This window comes from Phenylobacterium sp. (genome assembly GCF_041691455.1).
Lineage (GTDB): Bacteria > Pseudomonadota > Alphaproteobacteria > Caulobacterales > Caulobacteraceae > Phenylobacterium.
This window is the reverse complement of sequence record NZ_JBEPUO010000020.1, coordinates 26,951-44,068: the sequence shown is the minus strand read 5'-3', so window position 1 is coordinate 44,068 and position 17,118 is coordinate 26,951. Positions and strand designations below refer to the sequence as shown.

Genomic DNA, 17,118 nt, shown 5'->3' with positions numbered 1-17,118 from the left:
CACACCGGCGCACCTATTTATGGGGAAGGGCTAACGCATCGAGCGGACACATGCGGCTGGACTACGGCGTTCTCAACACCGACGGCGTGAACCGGGACAAGATGCTGCTCCCGCTCTCCGCCTTGACGGAATCTGTTGAACACCACATTCGCAATTGCCTGGATGCCGGCGCGCCGATCGGCCTGCCTCTAAACATCAGCCATGATCAATGTCGCAGCGTGGGCTGGTCGCGGAGCACGGGGGTCTTACTGACCCGAGATCGCAGCCGACAGCTCGGCGTCTTCTTCATGCCGCAGGACGAAGAGGATCGCGAACAGGTCAGCCGCTTGATCAACGGCTACATGCGCCGGCGCCACAGCGCCGAGACGGCGCCCTATGCCGAAGACCTGCGCACGCGGATCGGAGACGCCGGCGAAGGTCGGCTGCTCTTCCTCGTCGCTGAAGCCGCCGCCGCAAGCCGCCCCCGGGTGGCGGCCGACCTCTACCCGCAGTTCTTCGACCCGGCGGGAGGTCTCGTCGACAAGGACGGTCTGGTTGATTACCGCGCGCTGCTGAGCCAGACCGAGCAAGTCTTGCCTGGGGTGTTTCATGAGCGGACCCACCGCCTGCTACTCTTCGCGCATCGCTTCTTCCGCCGCAGTCTGTCGCACCTGAATTCGCTAAACGGTTACGCGCTTCGAAGCTTCCACCAGGTCAGCGAGTCGGTTGAACTCAATCCACGTCTGCGCCTTGATCCGGACCTGGTTGGCCATCCCGACAGCGTTCGTGAACCGATCGAACTGGAATGGTGGCGCGGCCCGAAGTTTCAAGACGACATCTCGGCGATCCCTAGCGGCGTCGCGGAGTTCAAATCGAGCCAAAGCGGCCGGTTTTATTCTGACGTCGACAAGACCCAAATCTGGTGGAAAGCGCCGGAGACGCGCGTCGATGCGACGGGCGCACGCGAGGTCAGAACCTTCGAGGTGGAGGAACTGATCGAGGAACAGAGCCCCGGCCTGCGGGGCGAACAGTTCGGGTGCCGCTACGCCCACGCCGAATACGATGTCGCCAGCCAGACCGTTTCGCATTTCGATGGCGCGATCCGGGCCTATGACGAGATCGCCTATTTGGCGCGGATCGATGTAGCGATCGACAGGGCCGGTAAGCAGGCCGAATATACCAAGCTCTTCCGTCTAGATGGGCCCTTGGTGCCAGCGGACTGGAAGCGCCTGCTCTCGGACTTCTACCGCGGCAATCGGTTGATCCCTGAGTATCTCGGCGAGCTCGAGGATTCCGATGGCGAGGTCGACGACGCGCACCTCTCCGACGACGACGGGCGGCCCGCTCGGGCCATTCCTGCGCTCAGTGCGCTCATAAACTTCGACTTCGCGAAGTCTGACGATGTCGCGCTTGAGCCGCGCCTTGAGATCGATTGGGTCCAGGCGGTTGGGAAACACGAAACCCCTTGCGTTGAAGTGGGCCCAGGGGCCCTGGCGAAAGCGCTTCAGACCTTCACTGACCCGACGGTGACCAGCGCCGCTACCTATCTGGATGGTGAGCACAATCTGTCGACCATTACCCTGGGACATGATCAGCCCTTATCCCGGGCATGGCGCGAGACCGCCGCGGCCGTCGCCGACGCTCTCGCCCAGGAGGTTGCGGCAGGCCGAGTCGCCACAGTGTCGCTCGCGATCCGCTGGATGAGAGAGGGGCTTCTTACGACTCTCTCGTTTGCGGGCGAGGGTCCACGCGTCGCGACCTTGTTGCGGGACGCGGTTGATCTAGTGACCCCCGAGGAGCCAGCGGAGGCTTGGATTGAAGCGCTGCGCAAGGCGCTGGTGGCCCATGCCCCCGCGCTGCTGGCGCCGGTCGAGTGGCATCGCGCCGCGGTCAACCACGGCCGACTGCGCGTGGCCCGAGCCGGCGGCGAGGTGGCGTTAGCGCTTCCGGAGCATTTGATCGCGGCGGCGCAAGCTGCCGTCCCGGATCAAGGGAGTTCTTCCGAGCTCGGAAATGTAGATCCTGCGCGACTAGGATCGCCTCAACCCGAAGGCTAGGAGGCTGATCGGCGCGATGTCACCGCTCGAAGACGGCCCAAGCCAACCCGTGGGAGGAGGCCTCTGAAGGCTCGCCCGTTTCGAACGGCGTCCATTGCCAGGTGGAGAGCCCTTTTCGATCGCATCACTGCCGCGAACTTGCATGCTCTGCAATTCGATCAGGGAGACAGAGCAGCGCACGATTGGAGCTACGCTTCGCGCACCGCTACACGGTCTTGCGAGCTAATCTCGGCCAAACGAATCGGCCGCCATGACGCATCCTTCAACCCGTAGTTTTGCGCCGCTCCGCAGGGACCAAGCGCCCGACCGCGACCTCGGCCGCTGGGGCCGAGCCTATGGAGGATGGGTGGACTGGTCGGCGTTGCTGGCCCACCGCCGGGTTGTGATCCTCGCAGAAGCCTCGGCTGGCAAGACCTGGGAGCTGAAGGCGCAGGCCGACCGCCTGAACACAGAAGGCGAGGCAGGCTTTTTTGTCCGCATCGACGATCTCGCCGACGGGCGGATCGAGGACGCCCTCGATCCGGACCACGAGGCGCGGTTCGAGAGGTGGCGGAGGGAGGGCAATGGCGAGGCCTGGTTCTTCCTGGACTCCGTCGACGAGGCCCGCCTGAACCGGAAATCCTTCGAGGGTGCCCTGCGCCGAGTGGCCAAGGACCTGGGCGCGTCCCTCGCCCGGGCGCGGATCGTGATCTCCTGCCGGGCCAGCGACTGGCGGGTCAGCGAGGATCCGCGGGTCATCCGCTCGCTTTTGCCCCTGCCACCAGCACCCGAGCCCGAGGCCGTCGACGCGACTGTCGACCCGGACGAGGCCCTGCTGGCGCGGGTCTTCACCAGCGCGCCTGACCGGCGGGCGTCGCGGGTGGTGGCAGAGACCCCGCCAGAAGAACTCTACGTGGTCCAGCTCATGCCGCTAACCGGCGACGATCGGCGCGAGATCGCGGTCGAGGTCGGGACTCCGGATGTCGACGGCTTCTTGGCGGCGATCAACCGCTTCGGTTTGGACGAGGTCGCCGAACGCCCTGGTGACCTGCTCCGGCTGGCCAGCTATTGGCGGGACCACCGAGCCTTTGGCTCACTGGCCGAGATGACCGAGCACGCGGTCTCGGCCAAACTCCTGGAGCAGGACCCCTTTCGGCCAGACAATGACGTCCTGTCCGTCGAGGCGGCCCGGCACGGGGCGGAGCGTTTAGCCGCGGCCCTGACCTTGGGGCGCGCCTTCACCCTGCTGTCCCCCGGCGACGAGGCGGACCCGACGCTGGCCGCCGGGGCGCTCGATCCCGCACCGATCCTGTCCGGCCTCAACGACGCCCAGCGCAACGCCTTACTGCGGCGGGGCGTATTCGCCCCTTCGACTTATGGGCGGCTTCGCTTCCATCACCGAGGCACCCAGGAATACCTCGCCGCCACCTGGCTCAACGGCCTGCTGGCGGGCGGGGCGCCCCTGGGGGCGGTCTGGTCCTTGCTGTTCTCCGAGCGCTACGGCGTCGAGACGGTGGTCCCGTCCCTGCGCCCCATCGCCGCCTGGCTGTCGATCTGGCGGCCGGAGATCTGCACGGAGGTCATTCGCCGCGAGCCGCTCGTCTTGCTGCTGCACGGCGATCCCCGCTCGCTCAGCCTGGAGACCCGCGCCCACCTGCTACTGGCCTACGCCCTCCATGAGGAGGCCGGCGTCCAGTCCCAGGCCCATGTCGAGGACCGCGCGCTCTGGCTGTTTTCCGACAAGGCGCTGGCGCCGGCCATCCGGGCCGCCTGGGCGGCGACTGATCAGGCCGCGGTGCGGATCGATCTGCTGCGCTGCATCCGGGAATCAACGATCGAGGCCTGCATCGATCTCGCCCTGGGCGCTGCCCTTGATCCCGCCGCTGGCGACACTGAGCGGATCATCGCCGTCGGGGCGCTGAACGCGATCGGCGACGAAGCCGCCTTGGCGCAGGTCGCGGCCTGCGCGCGCGCTGCGGCAGACCAGTCCAGCGTACGGCTGGCCTCCTCCTGGGCCCTGGATCTGTTTCCGGTCCACCTGAGCGTCGCCGACTTGTTGTCGATCCTCGACCGGGTCCCGGTAGACGACAGCATGGGGGAGTTCGCGGGCTACATCCCGCACCTGCTGAAGAAGGCGACCGCGGCGCAGCGGTCTGAGTTCATCTACGGCCTGGCCGAGGCCGGCCTCGCCCTGCCGGTCGAACATCACCGCGACGCCCTGCCCGAGCGCTACGGAGACATCCTCAAGGGGTTCGTCAGCTTTGCCCTTGAGGAGATCTCGCGCAACGGGACCGCGCCGCCCAGCCGGCCGCTGGTGCGGCTGCTGCGCGCCATCAGCCTGTCGGAGCACCGCGACAAGGTCGACAATGAGAATCTGCGCGCCGCTGTCGCGGCCCAGCCGGCGCTCAACCGCGCCCTGTTCTGGGCCACGGTGGACCGTGAGCGGGAGCCGGACTGGGCGCCCACCGCGATCTTCCAGATTGGCCACAACGGCGGCTGGTTGTGGACCCTGGAGGAGCCGGACCTCGATTGGCTCGGAGAGGACGTGCAGGGCCGTGAGCTGCTGACGGACCGGAAGCTGGCCCTGAACGGCTTGATCCTCGTCCTGCGGTCGCTGGAGCGGTTCGATGCCGCGGCCGACCGGCTGGATACCCTCGTTGCCGGCTGCCCTGAGCTCGTTGAGGAGCTGGCGCGCTACCGCGCGCCGCCGCCCACCGATCCCGACGAGCGGAAGTACGCGATCCAGGACCGCAACTGGGCCAAGAAGCGCGAGACCCAGGAGGCTCAGAAGCGCACCGGCTGGCTGGCCTTCCGGGACCAGCAGATCCTGGAGGCCGACGTCCTGCGGGATCCCGAGGCAGTGGGCGTCTGGAAACGCGCCGGCTACCGCCTCTGGCAGCTCGCGGTCTGGCTCAACGAAGAGGGCAACGAGGACGTGGCGAGAACGCCCTTGCGCTGGCGCGACCTCGCCCCGGCTTTCGGGCTGTCCGTGGCTGAGGCCTTCCGGGACGGGATGATGCTGCAGTGGCGGAAGATCAAGCCGGCCCGGCCCGTCTGGACAGCCGCGGACCGGCTAACGACGCGCTACGAGAACCAGCTGGCCCTGGGCGGGCTCAACCTTGAGGACGTCACCAGGCCGGAGTGGATGGTGGGCCTGTCCGACGCCGAAGTGGAACGCGCGACGCTGCACGGCGTCCTGACGGACTTCGGCAATCCGGAATGGCTCGACCGTCTGACAGCCGCGCGGCCCGCCGCGGCCATGCCCATGCTGATCCGGTCCCTGGGCGAGGAGTGGGGCCGCAAGTGGGGTCGAAGTCCGCTGCTGGACCGCTGCGCGCGGCCATCGGCCGACGCACCGGCACCGCTGGTCCGCGAGGTGGTGCAGCTCCTGAAGCGCCGCGCGCCGCGTAGTCTCGAGGCCTTGGGCCGGGCGATCACCGTGGTGGGGCGCGCCGAGCTCGACCCGCGCGACCGGGTCGCGCTCCTGGTCGTGGCGCGACGGCGGCTCCGCAAGCACTTGGCGGCTGGCGAGGCGGAGTGGGCCCGGCTGACCCTGGCCCTGATGTTCGTCGTGGCGCCGGAGGCCGCGGTCGAAGCGCTTGAGGCCTGGCTGGGCGCGCCCGAGGCCACGCCCGCGGCGGTCGGCGTCACCTTTGTGGTGTTGTTTGGGCGAGAGCGCTCGGCGCTGCCGTCGCAGACCTGGGCGCGGTGGTCCGTGCCGGTCCTGGAGCGGCTGCTGCAGCTCGCCTACCGGCACATTCCGCTGTCGGAGGACCAGCGGCCGTCACGCCGGACCATGAGCAGCCGGGACGACGCGGCCCACGCGCGGGGCGCCCTGCTCAACGCCTTGCTCGAACGGACCGGGCCCGACGTGTTTGCAGCCTTGGTGACCCTGGCCCGGCAGCCGGATTTCGCGGACAGCGCCCGGCGGTTCGGGGAGCTGGCGCACGGTGTCGCCGAGGCCGACGCCGAGACCCGCCCCTGGTCGGCCGAGGAGGTCGTCCGCTTCGAGCGCGAGACGGTGGCGCCGGTGAAGTCCGGCGCCGACCTGCTCCGCGTGGTCGAGGGCGTCTTGCGGGATATCCAGCTGGGGTTCAGCCAGGCCGACGGCGCCTCGAACGCCGCGCTGCGGCGCCTGCAGACCGAGGAGGAGGTGCAGAATTACCTGCTCGAACAGCTCAACCTGCGTTCGAAGGGGCGTTTCCACGCCTTCCGGGAGACCGAGGTGGCCGCGGGCAACAAGCCAGACCTCCTGGCGGCCTCGACCTCGGTCTCCGTGCAGGTGGCCCTTGAGGTCAAGCACGGCGGCATGCCGGGCTGGAGTCCCAAGACCTTGCGGCACGCCCTGGAGGCGCAGCTGGCCGAACAGTACCTGCTGCCCGAAAGCCGTCGTCAGGGCCTGCTGGTGATCACCCATCACGGCGCACGGAGCTGGCGCGACCCGGTGACCCGCGCGGTCTGGGATTTCGCTGCCCTGACCGGCTGGCTGGCGGACCAGGCCAGGGCGATCGTCCGCAATCGCGCGGGCGGGGTGGAGGTGCGGGTCGTGGGGTTGGACCCGGGGCCCGCGCCGGACCGCGCGGAGGGACCGTCCCGCCGGCCGTCAGGTCGCTAGTGGGTCTCGGCGTAGGCGATCGCCGCCGACAGGAAGGCGGGCGTCAGGTGGACCTGACCGCGGTGTGAGGCCGTCTCTATCAGCACGCCGACCTGGTTGAACATCGCCTCGATGAGCCCTGCCTTGGGGATGACGAAGTCCTGGTAGCGGTCTTTCACGGCGTCCATCGCCCAGCGGTGCATCTGCTTGCCGTGGCTGGCGTCGTGGGCCGTGCCGTCGCGGTTGAGGGCGTAGAGTTTCCGGCCGTCCTGAACGAAGTGCACATGATCCTGAGTGTTCGGGACGTGCGCTCGGTGGAAGAGGATCGAGCGCCCCTGGCCAAGATCGAACCGGCGGCCCGACTCCTCAAGATAGTGGACAGCGGCATTGGCCTCGGCGTCGTCTGTGGAGAAATGGTGCACGATGTAGACGTCCGGAACTCCGAACTCTTTAAACCTCATCCTAGGTCACCCTCCTGAGCTCCGCTGCTCGCCCGGCCTCATATGATCACTGACGGGCCGTGGGAGGCGCATCGGTCTTGGGTCCGGATGACTATCAGGCATTGCGGGGAAAGACTTCTCCTGCCGCCGAGCCAGGCGTCCTTAGCTGGCCGCTGGCGGAGCGGTCGGTCGCAGCTGGACGTCTCGCCGGACTCGTTCGCACAGTTGCAAGATGGAGGTGCTCAACACCCGCGAGATTGCGACCGTCATCTGGTTCGCAATCCTTTTGATCTGGGCGGTGTGGAAGGGGAATGCGTGGCCAGCGTTGAGGGGCGTCGCGAGGTCCTTCTTCAAGCCGATCCTCCTGCGATCGATCGTTGCCATGGCGATCTATGTGGCCGGAAGCGTCTGGCTTCTCGAAAGACTCGACCTCTGGCGTCTTGCGAATCTGAAGACGACCTTGGTTTGGTTTGGCACCTTCGTGCTCGGGTGGATGTTTGATCTGAAACGGTGGGAATCAGACCCGGACGACACGGTCAAGACGACGCTGCGCAAGCTCCTGAGCTTCACGGTCATCGTCACCTTCGTGACGGAGTTCTATACTTTCCCACTCGTCGCCGAACTCGTCCTCGTGCCAGTCGTCGTCTTCATTTCGCTGATGGCCGGCGTCGCGGAAAGCAAATCGGAGACTGCTCTCGTCACAAGGCCGTTCAGAGGGCTCCTGTCCCTCTTGGGCGGTGTCCTGTTGTTCTACGCCGCCTGGCGGCTGGTCAGCGACTTCAAGGGATTTGCGACCGCGTCGACCGGCCGCGAGTTCGCCGTTCCGGCCCTTCTATCGCTACTCTTCCTACCGTTCATGTACGCGTTCAACGTCTACTCGGCCTACATGATGGTCGCGATCATCCTTCCGATACGGCTGAAGGCCTCGGGCGTCGCCGGCTACGCCATGCGTAAGGCAGTGCTATCCTTCGGTCTCAACGTGAAGCTGCTTCGGCGCTGGAAAGCAGCCCTCTTCAACCTTGGGGCGGAAAGCCGCGAAGACGTCCGGCGTATCGTGGCAATGATGCAGGCGGCCCATCTTCGCGAGCGACACCCACCGCCCATTCCGCCCGAAATCGGATGGCCGCCCCAAGCGGCGGCCACCTGGCTCAGTGACAAGGGCCTTCCAACGCAAGGCTACAACCCCCAATTCGCTGAGTGGCGCGCGAACTCTGCTTACCGAAAATTGAGCCAGGACGTGTTGGGCGACAGCTTGACCTACACGGTCAGCGGCGCCGAATTGGCGGCGACGCAGCTGACTCTGACCTTGAACCTTGATTGCCAGCGGTCGTCCCCGACGCCGCAAGCCTCACTCGATGCTTTCGCCGATGCGACGCTGTCCTTGATCGTTAGCGCGTTCGGCGAGAAAGCCATTCCGGCCCTTCGCGGCCTGAAGAACCGGCATCGGCGTACGCGCCAAGGTCTCGCCACGGCCCAGCTGAAAGAAACCGAAGATCGGCTCCGGTTGACGATCACCCATCGGGCGCATGTTGAGCCGAAATTCTGAAGCTCGAATCGCGCGGAAGCGGCTTCGGCCCAGGGCCGAGGTAGGCCTCTCGGTCGGCACCGTGAATGTCGGCTTCGCGCTGGGGCGCGAATGTCCGCTCGTGGCGCAGGTCAGCCTAAGTCCGCCAACTCCACCGGAATATGCAGCGGAGTGCGTCTCGCTCGTACATCCGTTGCATCTCTACACAGGTCCTACACAGCGGACTATTGGTTGAAATTATTACGTGAAAACAATATGATGTGGCTGACCGATCTCCCACAAGGGGAGAGGATGCCCTCATTGTGATGTATGGACTCCGATGAGTTGCGCGGGCTGGTTTCGCGTCGAGGTCCGAAATCTATGGGTGTTTTTCGGACATCGACTTTGTCCGAAATTTGTATATGTATTTCGGACATGGCGATGGAGCGTTCCGATCTGAAGGCTGCGATCCAGGCGCGCCTCGCCGCGGGGGGCGCGCGGGCCGTCTGGACGCCGGGGGACTTCCTCGACCTCGGTAACCGCGAGGCGGTCGACAAGACGCTGCAGCGGCTGGTGAAGGCCGGCGACCTGCGTCGCCTCGACCGTGGTCTCTACGACCGCCCGACGCCCAACAGCCTGACCGGCCAGCCCAATCCGGCGGACCCGCGCGGCGTCATCGACGCCGTGGCGCGGCGCGATCAGATCCGCGTCCTGGTGGATGGGATGACCGCGGCCAACGACCTGGGCCTCACCAACGCCGTTCCCGCCAAGATCGTGGTCCACGCCGACGCGCGCCTGCGGCCCATCCGCCTGGGCGCGCTCAGCATCGTCTTTAGGCCCACGGCCGCGAGCAAGCTCTTCTGGGCGGGCCGTCCCGCCATGCGCCTGGTCCAGGCGTTGCACTGGCTTCGCGATACCCTGGGCCGCGAGGGGGAACGCGAGCAGGTGCTTCGCAGGGTTCGGCGGTTGCTGGACGATCCGGACCAGGGCCCGGTCCTGCGCCAGGACCTGGCCGAGGGCCTCTCGACCCTGCCGGCCTGGATGCAGGCCACGTTGCGGACCGCCCTGGCCGAGGGCGTGGAGACGTCTCCTTCGCCAGCCCTGGGACGCGAGGCGCCGCCATGATGAATCCGGCCTTCGACCAAGTGTTGTCGGCGGACCCGCAGACGCGCGCCGGGCTGTTCGGGACGACCGCGGAGCGCCTGGGCACGACGCCGCAGAACGTCGAGAAGGACTTCTGGGTTTGCTGGACCCTCGACGCCCTGTTCAACGGTTTGCCGAAGGGCGGTCCGCGCCTGCTGTTCAAGGGCGGGACCTCGCTCTCCAAGGGCTTCGGGCTGATCAGCCGCTTCTCCGAGGACATCGACGTCACCGTCTTCCGGGATGACCTGCAGGTGCCGGCGAGCGTGGAGGAACTGCTCGCCATGAGCCGGACCCGGCGGCTGGCCACCCTGGCGACCATCCACGGAACCTGCCGCGCCTATGTCCAGGGCCCGCTCGGCCAGCAGCTGACGGCGATCATCGCCGCCACGGCGGACCGGACCGGACTCTCCTTGGACGGCTTTGGCGTGCGGCCCGATGACGATGACGACCAGACCCTGCTGCTCTGGTATCCGGCCGCCACGGCGGCGGGCGGCTACATCCGGCCGGCCGTGAAGATCGAGTCCGGCGCGAAATCGGCGCTGGACCCCCATTCGCTTCGGCGGCTGGAGGCCTACGTCAATGCGGACGCCCCGGACCTCGACCTGAGCGTGGCCAAGGTCAGGACGGTCGATCCGGCGCGCACCTTCTGGGACAAGGTGGTGATCGTCCACGGGCTACGGCGCTGGTTCGAGCGGCGCGGCGAGTTGCGCGGCGGCGGCCAGCGGATCTCCCGCCACTACTACGACCTGCATCGCCTGATGGCCTCGCCCGTGGGCGGCGCGGCGAGCGCCGACCTGTCGCTAGGCGCCGATTGCGTGGCCCACGCGCGGATGTTCTTCGACCGACCCGACTACGACCTGGCGAGCGCGCAGCCACCGACCTTGGCGTTGACCCCGCACGACGGGATGGTCGAGGCGCTATACCGCGACTATGCGGCGATGAGCGCGATGATCTTCGGGCCTGCGCCGGCGTTCGACGCCGTGATCGCCAGCGTCCGTGCGCTTGAGGCGCGCCTCAACGGCTGATCGGCGCGGCGGCCGGCAGCCCTATCGACCGCGGCCGCGTTCGCGCCGCACGGTGCCCCTGCGGTCGAGATCCAGGTCATCGAAGCGGCCGCCGCGCTCCAGCCACCCGGCCACCCGGGCGCGCGCCGCCGCCAGCAGGCGGGCCTGCGCGGCAGGGTCGGCGATGCGGGATTTCACCAGCGCTTCGGCGACCTCGAGGCGGGCCTTGGGACCGGCCCGGTGCAGGGTCGGGTCAGGCTGCGCCCGGGCCTGGGCGAGGTCGCGGCCGAGGTTCGACCAGGCTTCGCGGCGGCGCTGAGCCTCGATCCGTCGCTCCAGTTCCTGACCGTCGCGGACGGTGGCGCGGTAGCCTCGGACCTCCAGCCCCTCGGCGCGGGCTGTCAGCCAGGCCTCGCGGCGGAAGGCGGGATCGCCGCTGAGGGTGATCCGCGTCCAGCCGCGGTGGCGCGCGATGGCCGTCAGGTGGCGGATGGTGTGCGGATCGCTCCGGGTGGCGACCAGGCGGTCGCCGCGGTCGCGGAACGCCGGGGTGGGGATTGTCGCGTCGGCATAGAAGCCCAGGCCCAGACCGCCGCGGCCATCCAGATAGTAGCGCCGCCGCAGGTCTTCCGGGACGTCGCCTGCGACGGTCGAGCGACGCTGGCCGGTGGCCTTGACGCTGTTCGGAGGTGGGGCATCAGCGGCCATGTTCTGGGTCTCCGGGAAGCTGAACCGACGCATCGATGAACCGCTCGACCCAGTCGGCGACCTCGGCCTCGCCGGCGCCCTGCGCCGGCAGCGGCGCGAGGCCGGTCGCCGCGAGGGCGGGGAGCATCAGCTCCAGCCGCAGGTCGGCGTCGGCTTGAGCGGAGGTGGGCGACGACGCGAGGGGGACGGGCGAGACGCTGTGGGGTCCGGCGACGGTCGCGTGCGGCGGGATGACCGGCGCCGGGGTCTGGCGCCGGCGGAAGGCCCGCTCGCGCCAGTAGACGATCTTGCGACCGCGGACAGCCGGCATGCCGGCCCGCAGGACGATCAGCCGGTCGGCCGGCATCTGCATCAGCTCCTGCGGCAGCATCAGCGGCCGGCGCTGGTCGGACTCGGTGCGGCTGCGGTGTCCCTTGGCGAGACCAGTCGGCCGGCTGCTGGAGCGGCCCTCGTAGGTGTAGACGCCCAGACGCTCTGAGAGCTCCTGGGCGATCTTCAGTTCCTTGGGGGCAAAGGCGATCTCCACCCCGCAGTTGGCGATGATCTCCTCGGCGAGGTCGGGGCCGTACTCGGCGCGCAGTTGCGCGGGGCTCTGCAGGACCGGCAGCAGGCGAAGGCCGTAGCCGGCCACGTAGGAGAAGCCGTGAGCGATGACGCTGGCGTGGCCCAGCCGCGCGAACTCGTCGAGCAGCACCAGGACCGGGACCTGGTGACGTCCGTTGCCCGGACGCTCGCGGGTGTTCAGGTCGATCAGCTGCTGCAGGAGGAGGTTGTAGAGCGGCGCGACCCTGGCGAGGTTGTCCGGCGACACCGTCAGATAGAGCGAGATGCGCTTGGCCCGCAGGTCGCGCAGGTCGAAGTCGCTGACGTCGGTCGCCGCGCAGACCCGGGGATTGAGCCAGAGATTCATCCGACTGGTGAGGGTCTGCTTGATGGAGGCGAAGGTGTTTTCCGAGGCTGAGCAGAAGTCGGAAAGCGCGCTTTCCCCGCCCGCCGACAGGGGCCGGCCGGCCTTGCGCCGAGCGGCCAGGATCGCGGGAAACCGCGTGCGCGGATCGCCCTCGGTCAGCTGGGCGTAGATGGCGCCCAGGCTGAACGGCAGCTCGGGCGTGTCGGCCACATAGGCGCCGACGCCGATCAGGCCGGTGCGCGCCGCTTCCGCCCAGAAGGGGTCGGCATTGTGCGGCGCCGGGAACAGCATCACCGCCAGCTTCTGCAACTCATCGAGCACCGCGAAGGGGTCAGTACGGTCGATGTGGCCCAGAGGGTTGAAGCGCGCGGTGCGGCCTTCCGCCTCCAGGGGATCGAAGGCTAGGACCTGCTGGCCGTGGGCGGCGCGGAAGCCGGCGGTCGCCTCCCAGTTTTCCCGCTTCACATCCAGCACCACCACCGAGTCCGGCCAGGACAGCAGGTTGGGGATCACCACGCCGACGCCCTTGCCGGTGCGGGTGGGGGCGTAGAGCAGGACATGCTCGGCGCCGCCGAAGCTGAGCAGCGCGCCGCCCCTGCGGCCCAGCAGGATCCCCGGATTGGCCCGCAGACCTGCGCGGCGGATCTCCACTTCGCTCGCCCAGCGCGCCGTCCCGTAGAGCGGCGGGCGCAGGCTGCGCAGCACGACGAGCCCGAGCATCGCCGCGCCGCTGAGGGCCGCCAGCAGTCCCAGGCCCATCCAGCGCCGCACCGCCGGATCGCCGCGGAAGTACCAAAACCAGGCGGGCACGGCGGCTGGATCCAGGTGCGCCGACAGGCGGCGCAGACCCGCGAGGGCGACGAGCGTCGCCAGCGTCGCCAACACGGCCGCGGCGCCGGCCGTCAGGACGCCGACGTAAGCCGCCTTAAGCGGCCAAGGCGCGCTTGCGAAGCGGGTCATACCAGACCTCAGTGATGCGAAATTCGCCCTCGATCCGGCGCATCTGAACGACGATATCGACCAGCACATGCAGGAGGGTGCGGATCTCGGCCCGCGGCAGGTCGCGGCCGCCTTCGGACTCCTTCACCAGCAGCGTCAGCTGCTCGAAGGCGAGCATGGCGCTGTCGGCGTGAATGGTGGTGATCGACCCGGGATGGCCGGTGTTGACGTTGCGAAGATAGAAGAACGCGGTGCCGTCGCGCAGCTCCTGCAACAGGATGCGGTCGGGCCGCATGCGAAGGGCGCTTTCCAGGAGCTGCTTGGCCCCCACCTTGGCCAGGCCCTGGCCATCCTTGGCGTAGAGCAGGTGGACGGCGTTGCGATGCGGCACCGTGAGTTCCCGGGCGTCTTCGATGGTGAGCAACCGCTCTGATCTCGGGATCAACTGAACCAGTCCCTTGGCGAGGGTGGTTTTGCCAGACCCCGTCGCACCGGAGATCAGGATGTTGCGCCGGCTTGCCACCGCCAGTCGGAAGAACGCCGGCCAGTCGCCGGCGGCGTAGAGCGCCGCAAGCGCCGTCTCGTCGCGTGAGAGACTGTTGGTGGCGAGCGCCACCTGGTCGAACAGACCCTGGCGCGCGAAGTCGTCGAGATCGAGGTGCGCCGCCGACGGCTTGCGCACCGTGAGCGAGACCTGCTCGGCGGCCGGTGGCAGGACGATCTGGCAGCGCTCCCCGCCGGGCAGCACCGTCGAGCAGATCGGCGTCTCGGCGGTGACGTCCTGGGCGGTGAAAGCCGCCGCCGCCCGCGCCAGGGTCTCGAGCCAGACGTCGGTGAGCTCGGGTGCGTCTCGCCACTCCCATCCGCCGCGGCGTTCCAGCCCCAGCTCACCGGGGCGGTTGATCACCAGCTCGGTAACGTCGTCCGGGGCGAGGCCGGCCTGCAGTGGCGCCAGGTAGTGATGCAGGATGGCGTGATCCTGGACCATGGTCTCAGCGCGCCTGCAGGCCGTAGACGCTGGAAAAGTCGAAGTCCTGGGCCACGAAGATCGTCACCTCCGCGCCCTGCCCCTTGCGCAGCGAAGGCGGGATGTTGATCGAGTTCTGCAGGGCCACGGCCGCGGCGTCGGAGGGTACGCGGGCCGTGTTGCTGGCCCCGCCATTGCCCGCCAAGGCGTAGGTCCCGTCGTTAACGATAGAGAGCAGCAGCGCGCCGCCGAACCGGTCCCAGAAGTGGGTGTCGAGCTCGCCATCGAAGCCCGCGCGGCCCAGCGCATCCGCGGCGGGGGATTCCAGGCGGATCGCCACACCCGCCGGGGTCACAGCCCGGGTCCAGAGGACGAACAGCCGCTTCTGGCCCTGGCGCAGGGTGCTGCGGTATTCCCCCAGCACCTTGGTGCCCTTCTCCAGGAGCACGACGCCGCCGGTGTCGGAGAGCACGTCGCGCGGAATGAGGCAGCTGACATAGCCCGGCGTGGCAGTGTCCATGGCCGTCTGCAGCAGGCAGGGGATCGCGCTGCCGGCGACGATGAGGAAGTTGCGGTTGGGGAGCCGCGTCGCGCGGGCCTGGCCGATGGTCGATCCATGCCGCAGTTGATCGAGCTCGGTGGCCGCGCCAGCGGCGGCGGTCTCGATCGCCGGAACCGTGGCGCTCGATCCGGGCAGACCCGCCAGGCCGCCGCCCTCGTGGCTGTAGGCGATCAGCGGCGCGCTACGGACAGCGGCCAGATCGGCACGGGCTTTCGACGCCGCATCCACGGGACTACCCGGCGGCGGCGCCTGGCCCGGTTGCAGCGCCGGAACCTGACCGGGATCCGCCCCGGGCGCCGGGGGCGTCGTCAGGCTGGGGGCGCCGGGTCCGGGCGCGGCCAGGGTCGGCGGCTTGAGCGGTTCGAAGGCGACCACCTGGCGCGCGGGTTGGTCCGGCGCTTTGGCGGGTCGGCTCCGCGCTGGGTGCATGGTGGCGGCGGCAAACACCCCGCAGCCCACCACCAGCGCCGCCAAGGCCACGACCTTGCCGGCCCGACCATTGCCGAAGCGGCCGGCCACCGGGGAGATCGCACGGTCTCCGGCGGGTTGGGTGTCCACCTTGGGCGCGTCGGCGAGGCGACCGGCGTCGAGATCACTCATGGTTGGGAACTCCCTTGTCCGTGCGGACCACGTCGCCGGCGGCGGTGCCGGTGCCGGGGTTGCGGCCGTAGGGCTCGAAAGCGGTGTTGAAGATGCAGAGCACCTCGCGGCCGCGGCGCAGGCGAAGCTCCCGGGCGACCGCGTGAACCACCACGAACTCGCCCCGCACATCGAAGGGCACCAGGCTCTCGGTCTTGTCCGCGCCCACTTCGTAGAGCGTCGGGACCGGCTGGTTGGCGGGGAAGCGCAGCACCGTGAAGCGGCCGTTGTCGGAGACTTCCGAGGGCTGCAGGCTGATCGCACCCTGCACTTCGTAGGCGAGGTTGCGATGTCCTTCGAGGACGGCGCGGTCGAGCTTCAAGTCGACCATGCGGCGCTCCAACGCCGCGGCTTCGGCGGACGCCACCGTGGCCGCGTGCGCCGTCTCATCCGCCGGATAGCGGAACCGCAGGCCGAACACCGTGTCGGCGGTTTGCCGCCCCGCCGAGCCGGCGCGGGTGGAAAGCTCGAAGGTGTAGGTGCGGGTCGCGCCCGCCCGGCCGGAGGTGACGATCAGGTTGGTGGGCCCGCGCGCCGCCTTCGGCTTGACGAAGAGGATGTTCTTCTCCGCCGCCACCTCCCATCCAGAGGTGTCGCCCAGCGCCACATGCAGGATGGTCTCGTCCTCACCGAGCACGATCTGGGTGGCGGTTCGGAAGACACCGGTGACCTTCACCACCGCCCAGGGATCGTAGTCGACCACCTTGATGCGCGGATCGGACGGGCCGGCGCGGGGCGTGTCCAGGGCGTGGGCAGCCGGCGCGGCGCACAGCAGCGTCAGCATCGCGAGCGGCAGGAGGAGCCGCCTCATCGCACCACCTCCGGGTCGGCGCGGTAGCTGGTCACCTGGAAGCCCAGCGGATTGCGCAGGCGGTCGGCCTCGCCCATCGGCGCCTTGGTGTAGTGGAACGCGACCGTCGCGATCCAATCGCTGTCGCTCACCGCTCCACCCTGCCGGACGGTGCGGTGGAAGCGGACGTCAGCCACCTGGGGGCTCACGAAACTCACCGCGCGGATTTCGATCTGCGCTTCGCCGGTCGGTCCGTAGACCACCTGCGGACTCGTGGGATTGATCGGCCGGTAGGCCTGCGCCCACCGCTCCTGCTCGTCGGGCGTCGACATGATCGAGACCTGGCGGAAGTTGGCTTCGGCGGCCGGCGCGAGCCAGCCTTCCCGGGCGCGGACATACTGCGCCAGGAAATGCTTGGTGACGGCTTCCTCGTAGCTCACGGGCGCACCGGTCTTCAGGGCTGAGACCACGTCGACGGCGCCGGTCGATCGGTCGACCCGGATCACGTAGGGGACGACGGTCTTCAGCGGCGCGAGCGCGGCGACTGCGCCGACCGCAACAGTGGCCACCAGGCCGGCGAAGGCGGCGACTCCCCAGGCCAGGCGCCGTGAGCGTTCCGCGGCGCGCAGGCGGTCGGCATCCCAACTCTGGGACTCGTCGAAATAACCCTTGAGGTCGGAGACACCGTTCATGCCCCGCAACTCGGCTGAGCCACCGCGGGCGCTACGGGAGCGGCGGCGCCGGTCGGCGCCAACGGACCCGCAGCGGGCGGCGGCGCATTCAGCACCGAGCCGTGGGGATTGGCAGGGCGGCGGTGCTTGCCGTCACAGACGGGCAAGCTGTTGGAGGTGGCTGTCGCGCAGCCGCCTAAGGCCATGGCGATCAGCAGAACGCAGGCACGGG

At 68.7% G+C, this 17,118-nt stretch carries 12 protein-coding genes; 5 read left to right on the top strand and 7 right to left on the bottom strand.

Annotation, left to right across the window (positions count from 1 at the left end; all coding sequences use genetic code 11):
- The first annotated feature begins 50 nt into the window (after positions 1–50).
- Together ACESMY_RS18035 and ACESMY_RS18030 are read left to right on the top strand one after the other, a co-directional pair.
- Entirely contained in the window at positions 51–2,036 is a 1,986-nt protein-coding gene (locus ACESMY_RS18035) for a hypothetical protein (RefSeq protein WP_372786003.1), read from the top strand.
- Positions 2,037–2,286: 250 nt separating this feature from the next.
- A complete protein-coding gene (locus ACESMY_RS18030) occupies positions 2,287–6,630 on the top strand; it encodes a hypothetical protein (protein WP_372786002.1) in 4,344 nt (1,447 codons plus the stop codon).
- On the opposite strand, the gene ACESMY_RS18025 is transcribed toward ACESMY_RS18030, so the two are convergent.
- Entirely contained in the window at positions 6,627–7,070 is a 444-nt protein-coding gene (locus tag ACESMY_RS18025) for a hypothetical protein (RefSeq protein WP_372786001.1), read from the bottom strand. The genes ACESMY_RS18030 and ACESMY_RS18025 overlap by 4 nt on opposite strands.
- Positions 7,071–7,281: 211 nt before the next feature.
- Between ACESMY_RS18025 and ACESMY_RS18020 the strand changes: the two genes are divergently transcribed.
- The 3 genes from ACESMY_RS18020 (at position 7,282) to ACESMY_RS18010 (ending at position 10,721) form a co-directional block, all read left to right on the top strand.
- Positions 7,282–8,595 (top strand): hypothetical protein, encoded by a 1,314-nt coding sequence (locus tag ACESMY_RS18020; protein ID WP_372786000.1) that lies wholly within the window; start codon positions 7,282–7,284, stop codon positions 8,593–8,595.
- A 399-nt stretch (positions 8,596–8,994) separates the two neighbouring features.
- Entirely contained in the window at positions 8,995–9,678 is a 684-nt protein-coding gene (locus tag ACESMY_RS18015) for a DUF6088 family protein (protein ID WP_372785999.1), read from the top strand.
- Positions 9,675–10,721: a nucleotidyl transferase AbiEii/AbiGii toxin family protein gene (locus ACESMY_RS18010; protein WP_372785998.1), complete on the top strand. Its 1,047-nt coding sequence runs from the start codon at positions 9,675–9,677 to the stop codon at positions 10,719–10,721. The genes ACESMY_RS18015 and ACESMY_RS18010 overlap by 4 nt, the downstream gene beginning before the upstream one ends.
- A gap of 21 nt (positions 10,722–10,742) precedes the next feature.
- On the opposite strand, the gene ACESMY_RS18005 is transcribed toward ACESMY_RS18010, so the two are convergent.
- Genes ACESMY_RS18005 through ACESMY_RS17980 form a run of 6 tightly spaced genes read right to left on the bottom strand, consistent with a single transcriptional unit; the run spans position 10,743 to position 16,907 of the window.
- Positions 10,743–11,408, bottom strand: a complete 666-nt coding sequence (locus ACESMY_RS18005; protein WP_372785997.1) for an LPD7 domain-containing protein — start codon at positions 11,406–11,408, stop codon at positions 10,743–10,745.
- A complete protein-coding gene (locus ACESMY_RS18000) occupies positions 11,398–13,278 on the bottom strand; it encodes a type IV secretory system conjugative DNA transfer family protein (RefSeq protein WP_372785996.1) in 1,881 nt (626 codons plus the stop codon). The genes ACESMY_RS18005 and ACESMY_RS18000 overlap by 11 nt, the downstream gene beginning before the upstream one ends.
- On the bottom strand, positions 13,244–14,245 hold the full coding sequence (gene virB11, locus ACESMY_RS17995) for a P-type DNA transfer ATPase VirB11 (RefSeq protein ID WP_372785995.1): 1,002 nt from the start codon (positions 14,243–14,245) through the stop codon (positions 13,244–13,246). The genes ACESMY_RS18000 and virB11 overlap by 35 nt, the downstream gene beginning before the upstream one ends.
- A gap of 4 nt (positions 14,246–14,249) precedes the next feature.
- Positions 14,250–15,386 (bottom strand): type IV secretion system protein VirB10, encoded by a 1,137-nt coding sequence (gene virB10, locus ACESMY_RS17990; RefSeq protein WP_372785994.1) that lies wholly within the window; start codon positions 15,384–15,386, stop codon positions 14,250–14,252.
- The gene (locus tag ACESMY_RS17985) at positions 15,379–16,236 is read right to left on the bottom strand and encodes a TrbG/VirB9 family P-type conjugative transfer protein (protein WP_372785993.1); all 858 of its coding nucleotides are present in this window, start codon (positions 16,234–16,236) and stop codon (positions 15,379–15,381) included. The genes virB10 and ACESMY_RS17985 overlap by 8 nt, the downstream gene beginning before the upstream one ends.
- The gene (locus ACESMY_RS17980; RefSeq protein ID WP_372785992.1) at positions 16,233–16,907 is read right to left on the bottom strand and encodes a virB8 family protein; all 675 of its coding nucleotides are present in this window, start codon (positions 16,905–16,907) and stop codon (positions 16,233–16,235) included. The genes ACESMY_RS17985 and ACESMY_RS17980 overlap by 4 nt, the downstream gene beginning before the upstream one ends.
- Positions 16,908–17,118: the final 211 nt, after the last annotated feature.

What these genes read in the sequence shown, in the direction of transcription:
- ACESMY_RS18035 (WP_372786003.1), top strand. Translation starts at nt 51, where the DNA reads ATGCGGCTGGACTACGGCGTTCTCAACACCGACGGCGTGAACCGGGAC.
- ACESMY_RS18030 (WP_372786002.1), top strand. Translation starts at nt 2,287, where the DNA reads ATGACGCATCCTTCAACCCGTAGTTTTGCGCCGCTCCGCAGGGACCAA.
- ACESMY_RS18025 (WP_372786001.1), bottom strand. Translation starts at nt 7,070, where the DNA reads ATGAGGTTTAAAGAGTTCGGAGTTCCGGACGTCTACATCGTGCACCAT.
- ACESMY_RS18020 (WP_372786000.1), top strand. Translation starts at nt 7,282, where the DNA reads ATGGAGGTGCTCAACACCCGCGAGATTGCGACCGTCATCTGGTTCGCA.
- ACESMY_RS18015 (WP_372785999.1), top strand. Translation starts at nt 8,995, where the DNA reads ATGGAGCGTTCCGATCTGAAGGCTGCGATCCAGGCGCGCCTCGCCGCG.
- ACESMY_RS18010 (WP_372785998.1), top strand. Translation starts at nt 9,675, where the DNA reads ATGATGAATCCGGCCTTCGACCAAGTGTTGTCGGCGGACCCGCAGACG.
- ACESMY_RS18005 (WP_372785997.1), bottom strand. Translation starts at nt 11,408, where the DNA reads ATGGCCGCTGATGCCCCACCTCCGAACAGCGTCAAGGCCACCGGCCAG.
- ACESMY_RS18000 (WP_372785996.1), bottom strand. Translation starts at nt 13,278, where the DNA reads ATGACCCGCTTCGCAAGCGCGCCTTGGCCGCTTAAGGCGGCTTACGTC.
- virB11 (WP_372785995.1), bottom strand. Translation starts at nt 14,245, where the DNA reads ATGGTCCAGGATCACGCCATCCTGCATCACTACCTGGCGCCACTGCAG.
- virB10 (WP_372785994.1), bottom strand. Translation starts at nt 15,386, where the DNA reads ATGAGTGATCTCGACGCCGGTCGCCTCGCCGACGCGCCCAAGGTGGAC.
- ACESMY_RS17985 (WP_372785993.1), bottom strand. Translation starts at nt 16,236, where the DNA reads ATGAGGCGGCTCCTCCTGCCGCTCGCGATGCTGACGCTGCTGTGCGCC.
- ACESMY_RS17980 (WP_372785992.1), bottom strand. Translation starts at nt 16,907, where the DNA reads ATGAACGGTGTCTCCGACCTCAAGGGTTATTTCGACGAGTCCCAGAGT.